Source organism: Microbacterium sp. 22303 (assembly GCF_052045265.1).
Classification (GTDB): Bacteria; Actinomycetota; Actinomycetes; order Actinomycetales; family Microbacteriaceae; genus Microbacterium.
Window position 1 is genome coordinate 20,757 of sequence record NZ_JBQEOQ010000008.1, and the last position, 15,740, is coordinate 36,496.

A 15,740-nucleotide genomic window follows, 5' to 3' on the forward strand; every position below is an offset into this window, starting at 1 on the left:
CAGGTCCGGTCAGGACTTCGGAGCGAAGTCGTAGATGGCGGGGAAGGCGTTGGTGGACATCATCGAGACCGACGTGTTTGCATCGGAGGCGACGCTGCCCTGGACGCGGAAGAACGGCGCGAACCAGGCTTGCTCGACCACGTACTTGTTGAGCTCCTTCGCAGCATCCTTGTCACCGTTCTGCATCTTGGCGATGAGGGCGTTCGCGGTGTCGTCCGAGTAGTGGAACGGGTTCCACGTGGCAGTGGGAGCGAGCATGAACTGCGTCAGCTGCCAGTCCGGGTTCTGCTCCAGCGCCATGAATGCGGCCGGGTACTTCGGCGCGAGCATGTCGGTGATGTAGTTCGAACCGGCATCGGTGCCCTTCACCGTGATGCCGACATCGGCCAGTTGCTGCGCGATGAGGTTGAACGTGGCGGCACCGAGCAGCGATGTGGTCGGCATCTCCAGCGTGAAGCCGTTCGGGTAGCCGGCCTCCTTGAGCAGCGCCTTCGCCTTGGCGGGGTCATAAGGGTAGGTGCCGTCGAGCGACGCGTCGAAGGCGGACGAGGTCTTCGGGAAGACCTGCTCCGTGACGGTGCCGTGTCCGCTTCCCACGCTCTTCAGCATCGACTTGCGGTCGAAGGCCATGTTGATCGCCTGGCGCACCCGGACATCCCCGAGCGCTGGGTTCATCGTTCCCGCACGGTCATAGAGCATGATGCCCATGAAGTCGAGCTCGTTCTTGTTGATGGTCCACCCGGCGGCCTCGATCTGCGAGAGGCTGTCGTTGTTGACGAGCTTGACGGCGTTGGCCTCGCCCGCCTTGATCGCGTTGAGCGCCGCGGTCGGATCGGCGTAGACGTTGATCACGAGCTTGTCGTAGTGCTGCAGGCTCTTGTCCCAGTACTTGTCGTTCTTCGTGTACACATACGAGGTGCCGGTGACCGTGTCCTTGGTGTCCAGGATGTACGGGCCTGATCCGACCGGGTTCGTCGCGATGTCGCTCGCCGTGAGCGACTTCTCTCCAGCGATGAGGCCGGCGTCGCGGGTCAGGGCGCTCAGCAGGGCCGGATCAGCGGACTTGAGGGTCAGGACCACGTCGTCGCCGTCGGTCTTGATCTCGCTCACGCTGGAGAGGAGGGAGGCATCGGGGGAGGTGCCCTTCTGGAAGCGGGTCAGGTTCTCCTTGACGACCTCCGCGGTGAGCTTGCTGCCGTCGGTGAAGGCGACGTCAGTGCGGATCGTGAGGGTGAGCTGGGTCTTGTCGTCGTTGTACGCGTACTTCGATGCGAGCATCGGCTCGACCTTGCCGTCGGACGTGATCCGCAGCACCGTGTCGAACACGGCCTGGTAGAAGGGCGACTGATTGCCCCATTGCGACCCCGCAGGGTCGAAAGTCTGCGGTGCGCCGATCGCACCGAGCGTGAGTGTTCCCCCCGAGGAGCCTCCGGTCGAGTCTGTGCCGGCGCTGCCGGAGCACCCGGCAAGTGCGAGCGCGGTGACCGCGAGGACGGCAGCAGCCGTGGCCTTCCAACGGAACATCCTTGGTCCCTTCGTCTGGCAGTGCTCCCATGCACCGCTCTGTTCTGGAAAGCTAACACCGCTCGGTATAACCGGTCAACCGGTTGTACTAAATTGTTACCTCGATGGGCACTCGGAGTCTCGCCGTCACGCCGCGGAGCCGTGCAGTGCCGCCTGTGCAGCCCGACCCCGGAGGATCACGCGGGGAGGCTCAGCCACTCACCCGCGGCGATGCGGACGCGTGTGCTCCCTGCGGTTGTCATCGCGAGGACATCGCGCTCGGCCCGGTCGAGATTCGCGATCAGAACCGTCTCGCGGCCATCGGTGCCGACCGCCCCGACGGCCCAGACCAGCTCGTCCGGGGTTGCGCCCCGCAGCGATGGCCGTCCCGACAGCCCCGTCAGCGCCCGTAGCGCGGACGCGACGGGACGGGCGGATCCGTCGGCTCGGAGGATCCCGCGCGGGCCCCACTCCTCGAAGAACGTGAGGCTCGAGACTCCGGGGGCGGCGAGCGCGGCCGCGCTGGCCACGAGCCAGGCCGCGAGCTCCGGAGCATCCTGGCGCTCGTCGTGGGCGTCCAGCAGGTGGGGGCCGTACCCCTCGCGCAGGTCGCCGTGCACGGGCATCGGCGGCGCGGTGGTGGCGACGTTGTTGAACCGTGGACGCAGGGTCACCGGGCCGATGTGCACGGGAACGCCGCGCGCGATCCGCACCGACTGCGCTGCGGTCAGGCGCTGCATCGCAAGCGACTCCACGAGCTGGTCCGTACCGGGCGCGTGGAACAGTGGGGTGATGCTGAACAGGATGCCGTCGAGGTCATCCGGGAGGCGGTCCTGCTCCCTGTTCAGCTCGGTGAAGTGAGAGCGGGTGCCCCCGACGACGGGGACGTCGATGCCGACAGCGTCGAGCGCGCTGCGCAGAGCGGCAGTCGTGGTCCGGTCCGACACGTGCGCCGACCGACCGGAAGGCGCGAACGCGGCCACACGGGCCACGGCGAGGCCGCGCAGAGCGGCTACTCCCGCGGCGATCGACGCAGGCTCCGCCTCGGACAGCACGAACCGCACGTCCAGAGGAAGTCCAGCCGTGCTCGCCCGGGCCAGTGCGGCGCGCCAGTTCGAGGTGGCGAGGTCGAGTTCGACGAGGACCGCGGATCCGACGGGATCGAACGGCGGAGCCGGGTCCGCCGCGGTGGCCGCCCCCAATCCGACCTCCGGGAAGATGCCGGCGGGGCGGAGTGTGAGCACATTCGGCTCCTGCGGTTCCGGGGTGCCCGTGCGGCGGGCCTGAATCGTGACGGACTGCCGGACGTGTGTCCCGGCCGCGAGAAGGTAGGGGAAAGGCAGCGCGAGCGGGCGGCTGTACGTCTTGAACGACGCATCCGTCCAGTTGCGCTGGTCCTCCATTTCGAAGACGTCGCCGGCGAACTTCACGGAGACGCCGAGACCGGCATGGTCCCAATCGAGTTCTTCGATGTCGAACACCGGCTGATGGGGGCTGATGTCAGCGGGGAAGAGGGACGCCTCATGCCTGCCGTCCGAGTGCCTCACCTGCAGCCGCTCGCCGGCGACCCCCGCAGGGTGCAGCACGACGATCCCTGTGCGGTTGGTCCAGAAGTCCTCATGCGCCTCGAGATCGAGGTGCACGGCGAGCCGTGACCCGTCCGCAATGACGCGAATGGTGCCGACGAGGTGCACGCCGAGGCGCGTGACGCGCACGTGCAGCGTCAATTCGCCGCCATCTCCGGCGATGTCTTCGATCTCGAGCCGAGCGGTTTCCCAGTTCCGGTCCCGCACGACGGCGCGCACCGAGCGGAGCGCGATGGTGCTGCCGAACGCGATGTCGGCGAGCTCGTCGTCGCGCAGTTCGAGGGACCACGCGCCGCTCCGCCATTCGCGCGCCTGCTCGCGCCAGGTCACCGTTTGCGTCGCATGTCAGAGTGACGTCATTCCGCCGTCGACCTGGAACAGCGCGCCCGTGGCGAACGCTCCGTCGTCGCTGGCGAGATAGACCATGATGCCGGCGACATCGTCCGGGGTCCCGGCGCGACCGATCGGGATGCGGCCGATGATCGCGGCGCGGGACGCGGGATCCTCGCTGATCGCGGCGACAAGCGGCGTCTCGGTGTACGCCGGCTGCACCGTGTTCACGCGGATGTTCCGGTCCGCGTACGCGGCGGCGACCGTGCGTCCGAGACCGTGGATGGCCGCCTTCGAGGCGCTGTAGGCGGTGAAGTCCTTGCCCTCGCCGTTGATCCCGGTCGGACTGCCGGTGAGGATGATCGATCCGCCGCCCGACCGCAGCATCGAACGGACCGCGTGCTTGACGGTGAGGAAGGTCCCGGTCAGGTTGATGTCGATCGTGCGCTTCCAGATCTCGAGATCGAGGTCGGCGGCTGGTGCGTCTTGGCCGAAGAGCTGGACGCCGGCGTTGGCCACGACCACATCGGGTGCCCAGCCTTCGGCCGTGACCTCGGCGAAGGCGGCGGCGACGGCGGCTTCGTCGGAGATGTCCATCGTGACCGCGCGGGCGCCGTCGCCGATCGCGGCGGCCGCCTGCGCGGCGCCGTCGCCGTTGCGGTCGGCGAGGATCACGCGTGCACCCTCCCTGGCGAATCGCTGAGCGACCGCGAGTCCGATCCCCAGCGCGGCGCCGGTGACGAGCGCCGTCCTGCCCTCAAGCTGTCCCATGTCTCTCCTCAGCGCTCGATGTGGTCCAGATGCAGCATGCGTGCGAGATTCCTGTCGAGCTCGTCGTCCCGGAAGATCTTCTTCCAGTCATTCTTGATGATGCTCTCGCGACCGTAGTCCATCGCGATGAGGCAGGCGTCGCTGAACGGATTGTCGCCGCGGAGACCGTTGGCGAGAGCGACCTGCGTGTGGCCGTAGAGGATGCTGCGGGCTGCGGGTTCCGGGACGCCCATGGTGTGCACGGTCTCGTGCAGCGCCTCGTTCAGCAGCGCCCCGATCATGCAGGCCACGGTCTCGACGAGGGTCGGCTCGAGCTGAGCGAGCTGTTTGATCGTGACGAAGTGCACGTCGAGCACGGGGGCGTAGATCGCTCTCACGGTCGCTTCGACGATGTCCTTCTTGGCGGGGTCGTCGGACTCGATCGCGGCGATCGCGTCCTGCGGGGCGGCGATCCCTCCGAAGGTATCGGCATACTCCTCCGGGGTGGTGCGCTCGAGGAAGATCGACGGATGGCAGGGGTGCGCAACGGCACGGATCACGTCGTCACGATCGGTGAGCAGGCCTGCGTAGGCGGCCGCCGGGTCGAGCGTCAGGGCGATCGCACCGGGCTTCATCCGAGGCACGAGGTCGGCGGTGACCGCCTGCAGCGCGAGGTCCGGGACGGCGAACACGACGATGTCGGCGTCCGACACCGCCGTGCCGGCGTCCGTGAGCTCGCGGCCCGCATCGATCGTGCGCTGCTGGCCGGTCGGCGAGTTCTCGACATACGCGACGACATGATCCGTCGTCACGAGGTTGTTCGAGACGCGCATGCCCATCTTGCCGCCTGCCCCGATCACGGCGACCCGATACTGGGCGTCGGTGGTGGTCATTTCGTGCTCCTCAGATGTTCCAGAGTGGTGCGGGTCCATTCCCGCTCGGTTCGGATGGTGGTTTCGGCGTCGCCCTGCCAGCTCAGCCAGTGCTCGACGATCTCGTCGATCCCGCGCTCGCGGGGACGCACGGTTCGCAGCAGATACGCGTAGTCGTGCAGTCCTTCGCCCATGCGTGCCCCGCCGTAGTCGAAGCCGACCCAGCCGGGGCGGCGCGTGAAGGCGAAGTCTTTGACGTGGACGTTCTTCACGAGGTGCGCCGCCTGTTCTACGCAGTCGCGGGGCCGCTCGAGACGGGCGACGACGTTGGCCGGATCGAGGCAGATCCCGAGCCGATCGCTGTTGAGACCTTCGACGAGAGCGATGAGATCGGCCGTTGCGACCTGCTCATACGTCTCCAGAGCCAGCGTCACGCCTTGCTCCTCGAAAGCGGGAAGGGCCTGCCGCAGCCAGGTCGCGGCCTCCGAAACCGACGGGCGGGAGTCCGGGCTGAACAGCATGCTGCGCACGAGCCGTGCATCGAACACGTCTGCGACGCCGAGGTAGTGCGAGAGTCGCGCCGGTTCGATCCCCCTCGTGCCCAGCTGGACTGTCAGCCCCAAGTCGCGCGCTGCGTCGGCGGTATCGCGGAGCTCCTGCCGGTCCATCCCGTCCAGCGGCGTGTAGTCGCAGATCTGGAACACGTCGACGTCGAGAGCTCGGGTGGCTTCGAAGGCGCCGATGAGCGACAGCGGGTCGGGCGCGAGCTCGGAGTGCTGCCAGAGGAAGGCGTAGGTGCCGAGGCCGATCATCTCTCGGCCTCCCGCATCGGAGGGGGCGTGAGGCGTGCCCGACGCGCAGCGGCCAGGGCGACGGCCTCGTCCAGCACGGCCGCGAATCCGGCGGGTTCGTGCGCAAAGCGGCCCAGGAAGAGTCCGTCGACGCCGTCGCCGAGCGCGGTCAGCAGGCCGGGACCTGCGGCGCCTCCATAGATGACCAGACTTCCGGACCGAGCGGGGTCGGCCTCGAGCGCAGCGATCAGCGCGCGGGTCACGACTGCGACGTGCTCGACGGGCGCCGGCGCGGTCGCGCCGATGGCCCAGACCGGCTCATAGGCGACGATGACGGCCCCTTGCGGCGCTCCCGTGAGGTCCGCGTGGAGTTGGGCCAGAACGGAAGCAGCGGCCTGCGACGGATCCTGCGATTCCTCCTCCCCGAGGCAGAGCACAGGGACCAGACCCGCCCGCAGACTGGCGGCGGCCTTGGCGGCGACGAGCTGGTGCGACTCGCTGAGCAGGCGTCGTCGCTCGGCATGGCCGATCTCGGCGAACGACGCACCGGATTCCATGAGCTCGTCCGCTGAGATCTCGCCCGTGTAGGGCCCGGGGCCGAAGGGGGAGACGTCCTGAGCGCCCAGCGCGATGCCCATGCCTGACAGCCCGGCTGCAGCATCGTCGAACTGAAGGTAGGAGGGGATCACGAACACGTCGACGTGCGGATCTCGCAGCGCTGCGTGATCCCGTAGCTGCTCGGAGACCTGCGCGAACCACGCTCGGGCCTGCGCACGCCCGAAGTACGCCTTGAGACTCACCCCTACCGCCACTCGTCGCATGGGTGTCAGCAGCTCCCTGTCGACTCGTACTCGCCGATGACCGCGACCTTCGCGGCCGAGGCGGAGGACGCATCGAACCGGTAGGTGAGCCACTCTCGCACCAGGCGACGAGCGAGCTCCAGCCCGATCACGCGCTGTCCCATGGTGAGCACTTGCGCGTCATTGGAGAGCACCCCGCGCTCGACTGAGAAGCTGTCGTGCGCGGTCACCGCGCGGATGCCCGGGACTTTGTTCGCGGCGATCGCGACGCCGAGGCCGGTCCCGCAGAACAGCAGTGCACGGTCGGCCTCACCACGGGCGACCCTTTCCGCCGCCTCGATCGCGACCTTCGGGTACGCGGTGTGGCCGTCGCCGTCCACGCCGACGTCGATGACGCCGGCCACCTCGGCGCTCGCCTCGAGGTCGCGCTTGAGTGCTTCCTTGTATTCGTATCCGGCGTCGTCGGATCCGATGATGATACGCAACGGTTTGGTCATGATGTCTCCCTGGGTGGTCTTCGCGTCAGGCGCGGGAGCCGTCGGCGAGCAGCTCGCCGACGGCCGTCACGATGAGGGCAAGCGAGTGCGCGCCGGGGTCGGGCGTGCCGAGGCTGTGCAGGCCGTGAGTGCGTGCGCGGCCCATGCGTGGCAGCAGGTCCGCGGTGGCTGCTGCCGCAGAGGTGGCTGCTGCGGCGGCCGTGCTCCAGGCGTCGGCGAGGGATGCCCCGGCTTCCGTCTCCGAGTTCAGTACGTCGGCGAACGGCACAAGGGCATCCACGAGCGTCTTGTCGCCGATCTCGGCCTTGCCGTAGGCCCTCACCCCGGCGGATCCCGCGGCGACGCCGGCCGCGACCGTCGCGGCATCCGGGAACCCCTCGTCGCCGAGCCGGCTCGCGATCGCGGTGAGGATGACGCCCCAGAGCGCGCCGGATGTGCCGCCGGCGCGATCGGACCAGGCATCCGCGGCGCGGGCCAGCGTGGTGCCGGCGCCGGCAGCGGCGCGGATGGCGGCGGTGCCGGCGACGAATGCCGCGTGCGATCCCCGCTGCATCCCGATGCCGTGGTCGCCGTCGCCCGCAACGGCGTCGATCCGGCCGAGCTCGTCGACGTGCGCGTCGATGGTCGTCACGATCACCTCGAGAACGGCGCCGACACGCTCCGCAGCGGAACGCGATGCCGGGTCGGACGTCGGGGCCTCTTCTGCGACGACATCAGCAGATCCGTCGTGTCCCGAGTCGTGCGGCAGCGCCAGCGCGGCCGGGTCTACGGCTCCGCGGCGATACGCGGGCGTTTCGACGGGCGTCTCCCAGAGCGCGGCGAGCTCCTCGTCCGGCCAGAACAGCGTGAGCGAGGTCCCTGCCATGTCGAAGCTCGTGCAGTACTCCCCGACGTGCGGATCCACGATCTCGACCCCGGCGCTCGAGAGCAGCTGCGCGATCCGGCGGTAGACGACGAACATCTCCTCGTACTTCAGGGATCCGAGCCCGTTCAGAATCGGGATCGCCCGTGCGCCCCGGGCCTCGACGTCGTCAGGGAGCTCCTCCAGGAGGCGGGAAACCAGCAGCGTCGCAAGTTCGTCGGCCGTCGGCACATCGACCTCGTCGGTGCCGGGTTCGCCGTGGATGCCGAGACCGACCGCCATCCGTCCTTCCGGAACGGAGAACAGGGGAGCTTCCGCACCCGGCAGCGTGCAGCCGCTGAAGGCGACGCCGAACGACCGCGTGCGGTCATTCGCGAGGCGCGCGATCCGCACGACGCCGGCGAGATCGTAGCCGGCCTCGGCGGCCGCGGCCGCACTGCGGAAGACGGTGAGGTCGCCGGCGATGCCACGGCGCCGGTGGCGCTCCGTGGCTGGGGCGCTCGAGATGTCGTCAGTGACGGTCACGGTGTCGCACGAGATGCCTTCGGCGCGCAGACGCTCCTGCGCGGCGTCGAAGTTCAGCACGTCGCCGGCGTAGTTGCCGTAGGCGAGCAGGATCCCGCCCCCTGCGTGCGCGGTCTTCGCGACCGCGTGCACCTGCTGGGCGGAGGGCGAGGCGAAGAGGTTTCCCATCGCGGCGCCGTGTGCGAGGCCGGGGCCGACCAGCCCTCCGAAGGCGGGGTAGTGACCGGATCCGCCGCCCACCACGACCGCGACCTGACCGGCGGGGACTGCAGTGCTGCGCGCGACCCCGCCCGGAATGCGCCGGACGCTGCGCCGATTCGCGGCGACGAACCCGTCGATCATCTCGTCCGCGAAATCGGCGGGATCGTTCCAGAGGCGGGTCATCGCAGGACTCCGTCCGCGGAGGCCGGCGAGAGGGGGGATGAGGTGGGGAGGTCCACGGTGGCTCCGAATCGATCGACGATGACTCCGCTGTCCATTGTGTCCAACCGGTTGACCAATTGCAAGTCCCGATCTCGGGATCGCGAGACGTGATAGGCGGCGGAAGCAGGTGCGGAAGTCTCGGCGGGCCGCCCCGGGCCTGCATTCCGTCCGCCCTGCAGGCGCGACGAGATCGGCGACCCGGCAGTGCGGGTCGCCGCTCTCGTCGCGGCGAGATCGGGGCGGAGGTCAGTCTCCGGCAGCCGCGATGCGCCTGCTCGCGGTCGTCATGTGCACTGCCATCGCCGAGGCCGCCGCGTCGTCGTCGCCACTTCGGATCGCCGCGTGGATGGCCTCGTGCTCGGCTTGGGCGATGAGGGCGTCCTCGGTGGTCTGGACGGCGCGATTCGCGTAGACCTGCAACAGGCTGCGCACGACGTCGAGCTGATCCACGAGCAGGCCGTTGCCGGCGGCCGCGGCGAGTCTGTCGTGGAAGTCGCGGTCGGCCTTGGCGAAGGCCTTCAGATCGTCCGTGGACGCACGCATCTGGTCGAGCGCCTTCTCGACCCTCTCGAGTTCGCGTTCGTTCTGCCGCAGTGCGGCGAGACGAGCGACGTAGATCTCCAGTCCTGCGCGCACCTCCAGAAGCTCCCCGGTCCGCTCCCGTCCGATGAGCAGACCCCAGCTGAGTGTGTTCGGCAGCAGGTCACTGGCGAGGCCGCGCAGATAAGTGCCGGACCCGGGCCTCACGCTCACGATGCCGAGGATCTCCAACGCGGCAAGGGCTTCGCGCACTGCCGAACGGCCGACTCCGAGGTTCGTCGCGATCTGCCGCTCCGGTGGCAGGCGCGTGCCAGGCTCGATCGATCCGCTCGTGAACAGGTCGAGTAGGCGGCGGGTGACCTCTGACACGGGGGAGTTGCTGTCGATCGTTCCGAGCGCGGCGGCGATGCCGTCCGACTGGTCGGTGGGGTACGCAGGCATGGCCTCAGGGTACGACAGAAGTCAACCGGTTGGCTGTCCCGGCCTCGGCTCAGCGGGGACGCGACGTCCGCACCACATAGCGGTGCTCCGGGCGGCCGGTGCTGCCGTAGCGCAGCTCGAGGCGCACGAGGCCGGACTGCTCGAGCTGCGTGAGTGCGCGCTGCGCCGTCGTGCGACTGATGCCGATCGCCGTCGCGATCTCCTGCGCAGACACGTCGGTGCGCCGCGCGGCCACCGCGTCGAGCACCGCCTGGAGGGTGGGGGCGAGCCGGCGGCCCTCCTCGGGCGCCGCCGCGGGTGCAGGCGCCGGGCGCAGCAGGTCGAAGAGCCGGTTCACGTCGTCCTGGGTGGCCTCATCGCCGAGCGCGGCGATCCGCTCCTGAGCATGCCGGAACGCGGTGAGGCGCTCGGCCAGCTCGGCGAACCCGAACGGCTTCACGAGGTAGTGCAGTGCGCCGAGCTGCACGGCCCGCCGCACGGTGGCGAGGTCGTTCGCGGCGGAGATCACGATCACCGCGGGCGCGGTCCCTGAGCCCGTCGAAGGATCCGGATCCGCGAGCAGCTGCCGCACGACGTCGAGTCCGTCGCCGTCGGGGAGGTAGACGTCCATCAGCACCAGGTCGGGACGCAGCTCCCGCGCCTGCCGCAATGCCTCGGCGGCGGATCCGGCCTGTCCCACCACGCGGAAGCCGGGCACGGCTTCGACGAAACCGACGTGCACGCTCGCGACGCGGAAGTCATCGTCGACGACCAGGACAGTGGACTCAGAGGCGGTCATCGCGACCCTCCGGACTCGGTCGTTGAGCGAGCGATGGTCGTTGAGCGAGCCGTAGGCGAGTCGAAACGCAGAGACGAAACGCGGTGATCTCGGGGAGGCGACGTTTCGTCTCGGTCGCCTTCGGCGTCCTCGCTCAACGACCCCGAGGCGGACTCGGCGGGGCGGGGGATCACCACGGTGAACGCGGCGCCGCCATCGCTCGTCACCGACACCGTGCCGCCCAGCCGGGAGGCGGTCGTGTGCACCAGCGACAGGCCCAGCCCGCCGTGCCGGGCCAGCGAGCCGCGCTTGGTCGTGTAGCCGCTCTCGAAGATGCGCGGCACGGAGCCATCCGGCACACCGGGCCCGTTGTCGGCGACGCGCACGGTCAAGGCCTCGGGGGTCTCCACGATCGTGACGGTCACGCGGCGCGGGGCGGGGGAGTCGGCCAGAGCGTCGAACGCGTTGTCGATGAGGTTGCCCAGGATGGTGACGAGCGCCGGCAGCCGATCGGACGCGGATCCGAGATCCGTCTCGGGCGCGATCGTCAGGTCGATGCCGCGCTCGTTCGCCTCGGCGGCCTTGCCGAGCAGCAGGCCCACGATCATGGGCGCGCCCACGTGCGTGCGCAGGGTGCGGTCGAGATCGGCCGAGGTGCCGCGGATCTCGTTGAGATACTGCAGCGCCTCCTCGGTGCGCCCCAGCTCGAGCAGCCCTGCCACCGCGTGCATGCGGTTCGAGAACTCGTGCTGCTGGGCGCGGATCGACTCGGCGAAGCTGCGCTCGCCGTCGAGCTCCTGGGTGAGCCCGGTCACCTCGGTGCGGTCCTGCAGGGTGAGCACGGCGCCGTGCGGCCGGCCGGCGAGCGTGACCGGCATGCGGTTGAGCACGAGCACGCCAGCGTCGGTCACGGCGATCGCGTCCTTGACCTCGGTCGTGCCGGTGAGCGCCTCGCGGATCGGGCTCTGCACGAGCACGTCGTCCAGGCGGCGCCCGCGGGCTCCCTCGGGCAGGCGCAGCAGGCGCTGGGCCTCGTCGTTCACGACCGTGATCCGCCCGGCGGGATCGATCGCGATCACGCCTTCCCGGATGCCGTGCAGCGTCGCCTCGCGCTCCTGCAGCAGCCGGGCGATCTCGTCGAGCTCGAGCCCGAACGTGCGGCGCTTCAGCAGCGCCGCGAGCCCGAACGACACCGCCGTGCCGATCGCGAACGCCAGCACGATCCAGGTCGCGTATATCGGCAGCTGTCCGAGCAGCTCCGCTGCGACGCTCGACTCCCTGATGCCGACCGACACCTCGCCGATGACCGTGCGCGTGGAGCCCTCGAACACCGGCACGCGCGCGTTCGCGGTCGTGCCGGTCGCGCCGACGTCGGTGCTGCGGTGCACCGCGCCGTCGCGCGCCACGACGTCCTCCGACACCTTCTGCCCCACGAGGTCGGGGTTCGGGTGCGAGTGCCGCACGCGATCCATGTCGATGACCACCACGTAGGCGGCACCCGTGCGCTGCTCGGTCGCGGTGGCGAGCTGCTGCACGTCGCCGTCGCACGTGGAGCCTCCGGAGGAGAGGCAGTGCTGCACGGCCGTCATCTCGGCGAAGGTCTGCGCGATGTCCGCGGCGCGGTCCTGGTAGTCGCTGGTGAGGTTGGCGCGCGCGGTGACGGCGAACAGCACGAACCCGATCAGCAGGGAGGCGCTGAGGATCGCGACCTGAGCCAGCAGGATCAGGCTCGACAGTCTTCGGATCCGTCGTCGCATCACACCGGATTCTCTCACCGCAGCCTCGGCGCCGGCCGTGCGCAGAACGCCCAAAAGGTGCGGCAACGCCCGAAACGTCGGGCAACGCGCGCAAGCGCGACAGCGAGGTGGACCGGCGGCGAGCATCGATCCATCGCCCGGCGTCGTCGCCGCGGCGAGCAGACACAGACAGAGAGGTCTTCGTGCCATGAGCGACACACGTTCCCCAGGCGCCGGCCGCACCCTCGATGCCGGCGGACCCGCCGCCGGCATCGAGATCGTCGGCCTCACCAAGCGCTTCCTCACTCCGAAGGGCGACACCTTCACCGCGATCCGCGACGTGACCCTGACGGTCGAACCGGGGCAGTTCTGCGCGATCGTCGGACCGACCGGCTGCGGCAAGTCGACCACGCTCGCGCAGGTCTCCGGCCTCGAGAAGCCGTCGGCCGGATCCGTCAGCGTCGGCGGCCGCATCGTCGACGGCATCACGCAGGGCGTCAGCTACATGTTCCAGGCGGACTCGCTGTTCCCCTGGAAGACCGTGCTGAACAACGTCATGGTTGGTCCGGTGCTCACCGGCATGCCGAAGAAGGCGGCCACGGTGCTGGCCCTCGATTGGCTGCGCCGCGTCGGGCTCGCCGGCTTCGAGGACCGCTACCCGCACCAGCTCTCCGGCGGCATGCGCAAGCGCGTCGCGATGGCGGCGGCGCTCATCAACCGGCCGCGGATCCTGCTCATGGACGAGCCGTTCGGCGCGCTCGACGTGCAGACCAAGGCGATCATGCAGACCGAGCTGCTGCAGCTGTGGGAAGAGCTGCGGCCGTCGGTGCTGTTCATCACGCACGACCTGGACGAGGCCGTCGCGCTCGCCGACCGCGTCGTCATCATGACCTCGAGCCCCGGCACCGTGAAGAACGTCTTCGACATCGACCTGCCCCGCCCCCGCGGCGACGTGCAGCAGATCCGCCACGAGGGTCGTTTCCTCGAGCTGCAGGGCCAGATCTGGGAGTCCCTGCGCGAAGAGGTCGACCGGGCGTACGCGCAGACTGCGGCGGTGGCAGCATGACCGCCGCGACCGTGCGGGTGTCCGCCGCGGACGCCGCCGGACGTCCCTACACGAACCCGCTGAGCGCACCCGAGCAGAGCGAGGCCGAACTGCAGGCCGCGGGACGTCGTGCCCGCCGCCGCCACACCGTCTGGGTGTGGGTCGGCCGGATCGGGCTCGCCGTCGTCGTCATCGGCGGCTGGCAGCTGTTCACGGCCATGGGCTGGGTGGACAAGTTCTTCTTCGGCCAGCCCTCCGCGGTGTGGGACAGCCTGGTGCACCTGTTCACCGTGGGTACGGCTTTCGGATCCATCTGGGAGAACCTCTGGGTCACGGTGCAGGAGGCGCTGCTGGGCTTCGCGGTCGGCACGCTCGCCGGAATGATCGCCGGCATCCTGCTCGGCAGCAACCGGTATCTGGCAGAGGTGTGCGGTCCGTACATCAAGATCATCAACGCGATCCCGCGCATCGTGCTCGGCTCGATCTTCATCGTCGCGTTCGGTCTCGGAATGCCCGCCAAGGTGCTCCTGGCCGCGGTGCTGGTGTTCTTCGCCGTCTTCTTCAACGCCTTCCAGGGCGTGCGGGAAGTGGATCCGAACCTCGTCTCGAACGTGCGGGTGCTCGGGGCATCGCCCCTGCAGGTCGCCCGTCACGTCACGATCCCCTCCGCGATGACGTGGATCATCGCGAGCCTGCACACCGCGTTCGGCTTCGCCATCATCGGCGCGCTGGTGGCAGAGGTGCTCGGCGCGCAGCGCGGCATCGGCCTCATCATCAGCCAGGCCCAGGGATCCTTCGACCCGAACACGGTGTTCGCCTGCATGGTCATCATCGCCGTCTTCACCCTCGTCGCCGAGTACCTGATCTCGCTGCTCGAGAAGCGGGTGCTGCGCTGGCGCCCGCCGACGCGGTCCGAAGCCTCGTCGATCTGAACTCCCTCCCTCGCAATCCCTCCTCACCAGGAACGCCGGCCCGATCGGCGCAACGAAAGGAAACCCACATGAACAAGCGCGGCATCGTCGCCGTCGCGGCGGCCGGAGCACTGATGCTCGGTCTCGCAGGCTGCAGTGGCAGCACATCCGGATCCTCCGGATCCAGCACCACGGCGGCCGGCAACGGCGCCCCTGAGACCGTGAAGATCATGGTCGGCGGCATCGACAAGCAGATCTATCTGCCGTACAAGCTCGCCGACCAGCTCGGCTTCTACAAGAAGTTCGGCGTGAACGTCGAGCTCTCCACGGAGCAGAACGGCGGCGTCGGCGCCGAGGACGCGATGATCTCCGGCCAGGTCGACTTCGCGGGCGCCTGGTACAACCACACGATCGAGCTGCAGCCGAAGGGCAAGGAGGTCATCGACGTCGTGCAGCTCTCCGGCGCCCCCGGCGAGCGCCTGATGTGCACCGACAAGAGCGGCGTGAAGAGCGCGTCCGACATCAAGGGCAAGAACATGGGCGTCACCGACCTGGGCTCGGGCACCGACAAGCTGACCCAGTTCATCGCGCACAAGGGCGGGGTGTCCACGAGCGACTACCAGACCGTCGCCGTGCACGCCGGTGCGACGGCGATCGCCGCGCTCAAGCAGGGCTCCGCGGACTGCGCGATGACCACGCAGCCGACCGTGACGGCGCTCACCTCGCAGAACGTCGCGCACTCCGTCGTCGACCTCGCCAGCACCGAGGGCGCGCAGAAGGCGCTCGGCGGGGCGTGGCCCGCGGCCGGCCTCATCGGCAACGCGTCCTACGTGAACAAGCACAAGGACGCCACGCAGCGGGTCGTCAACGCCCTGGTCGCCACGATGCACTGGATCGACGAGCACTCCGCGGCGGACATCGCGAACAAGCTGCCCGCCGAGTACGTCAACAACTCCACGATCACCAAGGACCAGTACATCGCCGGTCTCACCACCGACAAGGGCCAGTTCCTGCCCGACGGCATCATGCCCGCCGGCGGCCCGAAGACGGTGCTCGACATGGAGAAGCAGCTCGGCCTGGACACCTCCAAGATCGACCTGAGCAAGACGTTCACGAACGAGTACGCGCAGAAGGCCAACAAGGACGCCGGCACGAAGGTGACCACCAAGGCGGCCGGTTCCGACGGCTGAGCCGGATCCGACTCCTCCACACGGTTGAACAAGGATGCCGGGCGCTCCCCAAGGGGCGCCCGGCATCCTTGCGTGGATCGCGGGTCCTCGCGGGATCCGGCCCAGTGCGCACACTCGGCGCGGCGATTCGACTGAACCGGCAGATCGAGGCCGTGATGTCGCCGTCCGTTCACGCGCTGTT

14 protein-coding genes are annotated in these 15,740 nt (G+C 69.2%); 3 read left to right on the plus strand and 11 right to left on the minus strand.

Annotation, left to right across the window (positions count from 1 at the left end):
• Window positions 1-9 precede the first annotated feature (9 nt).
• The 11 genes from ACTJI8_RS18760 to ACTJI8_RS18810 form a co-directional block, all read right to left on the minus strand.
• Window positions 10-1,524 carry an ABC transporter substrate-binding protein gene (locus ACTJI8_RS18760; protein WP_440734959.1) on the minus strand — a complete coding sequence of 505 codons (1,515 nt, stop codon included), beginning with the start codon at window positions 1,522-1,524 and terminating at the stop codon, window positions 10-12.
• 176 nt (window positions 1,525-1,700) lie between these two features.
• On the minus strand, window positions 1,701-3,419 hold the full coding sequence (locus tag ACTJI8_RS18765) for a hypothetical protein (RefSeq protein WP_440734960.1): 1,719 nt from the start codon (window positions 3,417-3,419) through the stop codon (window positions 1,701-1,703).
• 15 nt (window positions 3,420-3,434) lie between these two features.
• Window positions 3,435-4,190, minus strand: coding sequence for an SDR family NAD(P)-dependent oxidoreductase (locus ACTJI8_RS18770; protein WP_440734961.1), 756 nt, complete (start codon window positions 4,188-4,190; stop codon window positions 3,435-3,437).
• A gap of 8 nt (window positions 4,191-4,198) precedes the next feature.
• Complete coding sequence (locus ACTJI8_RS18775) at window positions 4,199-5,062, minus strand: phosphogluconate dehydrogenase C-terminal domain-containing protein (RefSeq protein ID WP_440734962.1); 864 nt, start codon at window positions 5,060-5,062, stop codon at window positions 4,199-4,201.
• On the minus strand, window positions 5,059-5,853 hold the full coding sequence (locus ACTJI8_RS18780) for a sugar phosphate isomerase/epimerase family protein (protein WP_440734963.1): 795 nt from the start codon (window positions 5,851-5,853) through the stop codon (window positions 5,059-5,061). The genes ACTJI8_RS18775 and ACTJI8_RS18780 overlap by 4 nt, the downstream gene beginning before the upstream one ends.
• Window positions 5,850-6,632, minus strand: coding sequence for a triose-phosphate isomerase family protein (locus ACTJI8_RS18785; RefSeq protein ID WP_440734964.1), 783 nt, complete (start codon window positions 6,630-6,632; stop codon window positions 5,850-5,852). Before ACTJI8_RS18785 ends, ACTJI8_RS18780 begins: the two co-directional genes overlap by 4 nt.
• 26 nt (window positions 6,633-6,658) lie before the next feature.
• Complete coding sequence (locus tag ACTJI8_RS18790; RefSeq protein ID WP_440734965.1) at window positions 6,659-7,129, minus strand: ribose-5-phosphate isomerase; 471 nt, start codon at window positions 7,127-7,129, stop codon at window positions 6,659-6,661.
• Window positions 7,130-7,154: 25 nt separating this feature from the next.
• Complete coding sequence (locus ACTJI8_RS18795; RefSeq protein ID WP_440734966.1) at window positions 7,155-8,900, minus strand: dihydroxyacetone kinase family protein; 1,746 nt, start codon at window positions 8,898-8,900, stop codon at window positions 7,155-7,157.
• Between the two features lie 285 nt (window positions 8,901-9,185).
• Window positions 9,186-9,920, minus strand: a complete 735-nt coding sequence (locus ACTJI8_RS18800; protein ID WP_440734967.1) for a FadR/GntR family transcriptional regulator — start codon at window positions 9,918-9,920, stop codon at window positions 9,186-9,188.
• A 49-nt stretch (window positions 9,921-9,969) separates the two neighbouring features.
• Window positions 9,970-10,698 carry a response regulator gene (locus ACTJI8_RS18805; RefSeq protein WP_440734968.1) on the minus strand — a complete coding sequence of 243 codons (729 nt, stop codon included), beginning with the start codon at window positions 10,696-10,698 and terminating at the stop codon, window positions 9,970-9,972.
• Window positions 10,695-12,434, minus strand: coding sequence for an ATP-binding protein (locus ACTJI8_RS18810; RefSeq protein WP_440734969.1), 1,740 nt, complete (start codon window positions 12,432-12,434; stop codon window positions 10,695-10,697). Before ACTJI8_RS18810 ends, ACTJI8_RS18805 begins: the two co-directional genes overlap by 4 nt.
• A gap of 187 nt (window positions 12,435-12,621) precedes the next feature.
• Between ACTJI8_RS18810 and ACTJI8_RS18815 the strand changes: the two genes are divergently transcribed.
• The 3 genes from ACTJI8_RS18815 to ACTJI8_RS18825 all read left to right on the plus strand — a co-directional run bounded on the left by ACTJI8_RS18815 (window position 12,622) and on the right by ACTJI8_RS18825 (window position 15,559).
• A complete protein-coding gene (locus tag ACTJI8_RS18815; RefSeq protein ID WP_440734970.1) occupies window positions 12,622-13,479 on the plus strand; it encodes an ABC transporter ATP-binding protein in 858 nt (285 codons plus the stop codon).
• Window positions 13,476-14,390: an ABC transporter permease gene (locus ACTJI8_RS18820; protein ID WP_440734971.1), complete on the plus strand. Its 915-nt coding sequence runs from the start codon at window positions 13,476-13,478 to the stop codon at window positions 14,388-14,390. The genes ACTJI8_RS18815 and ACTJI8_RS18820 overlap by 4 nt, the downstream gene beginning before the upstream one ends.
• A 68-nt stretch (window positions 14,391-14,458) precedes the next feature.
• The gene (locus tag ACTJI8_RS18825) at window positions 14,459-15,559 is read left to right on the plus strand and encodes an ABC transporter substrate-binding protein (RefSeq protein WP_440734972.1); all 1,101 of its coding nucleotides are present in this window, start codon (window positions 14,459-14,461) and stop codon (window positions 15,557-15,559) included.
• Window positions 15,560-15,740 lie beyond the last annotated feature (181 nt).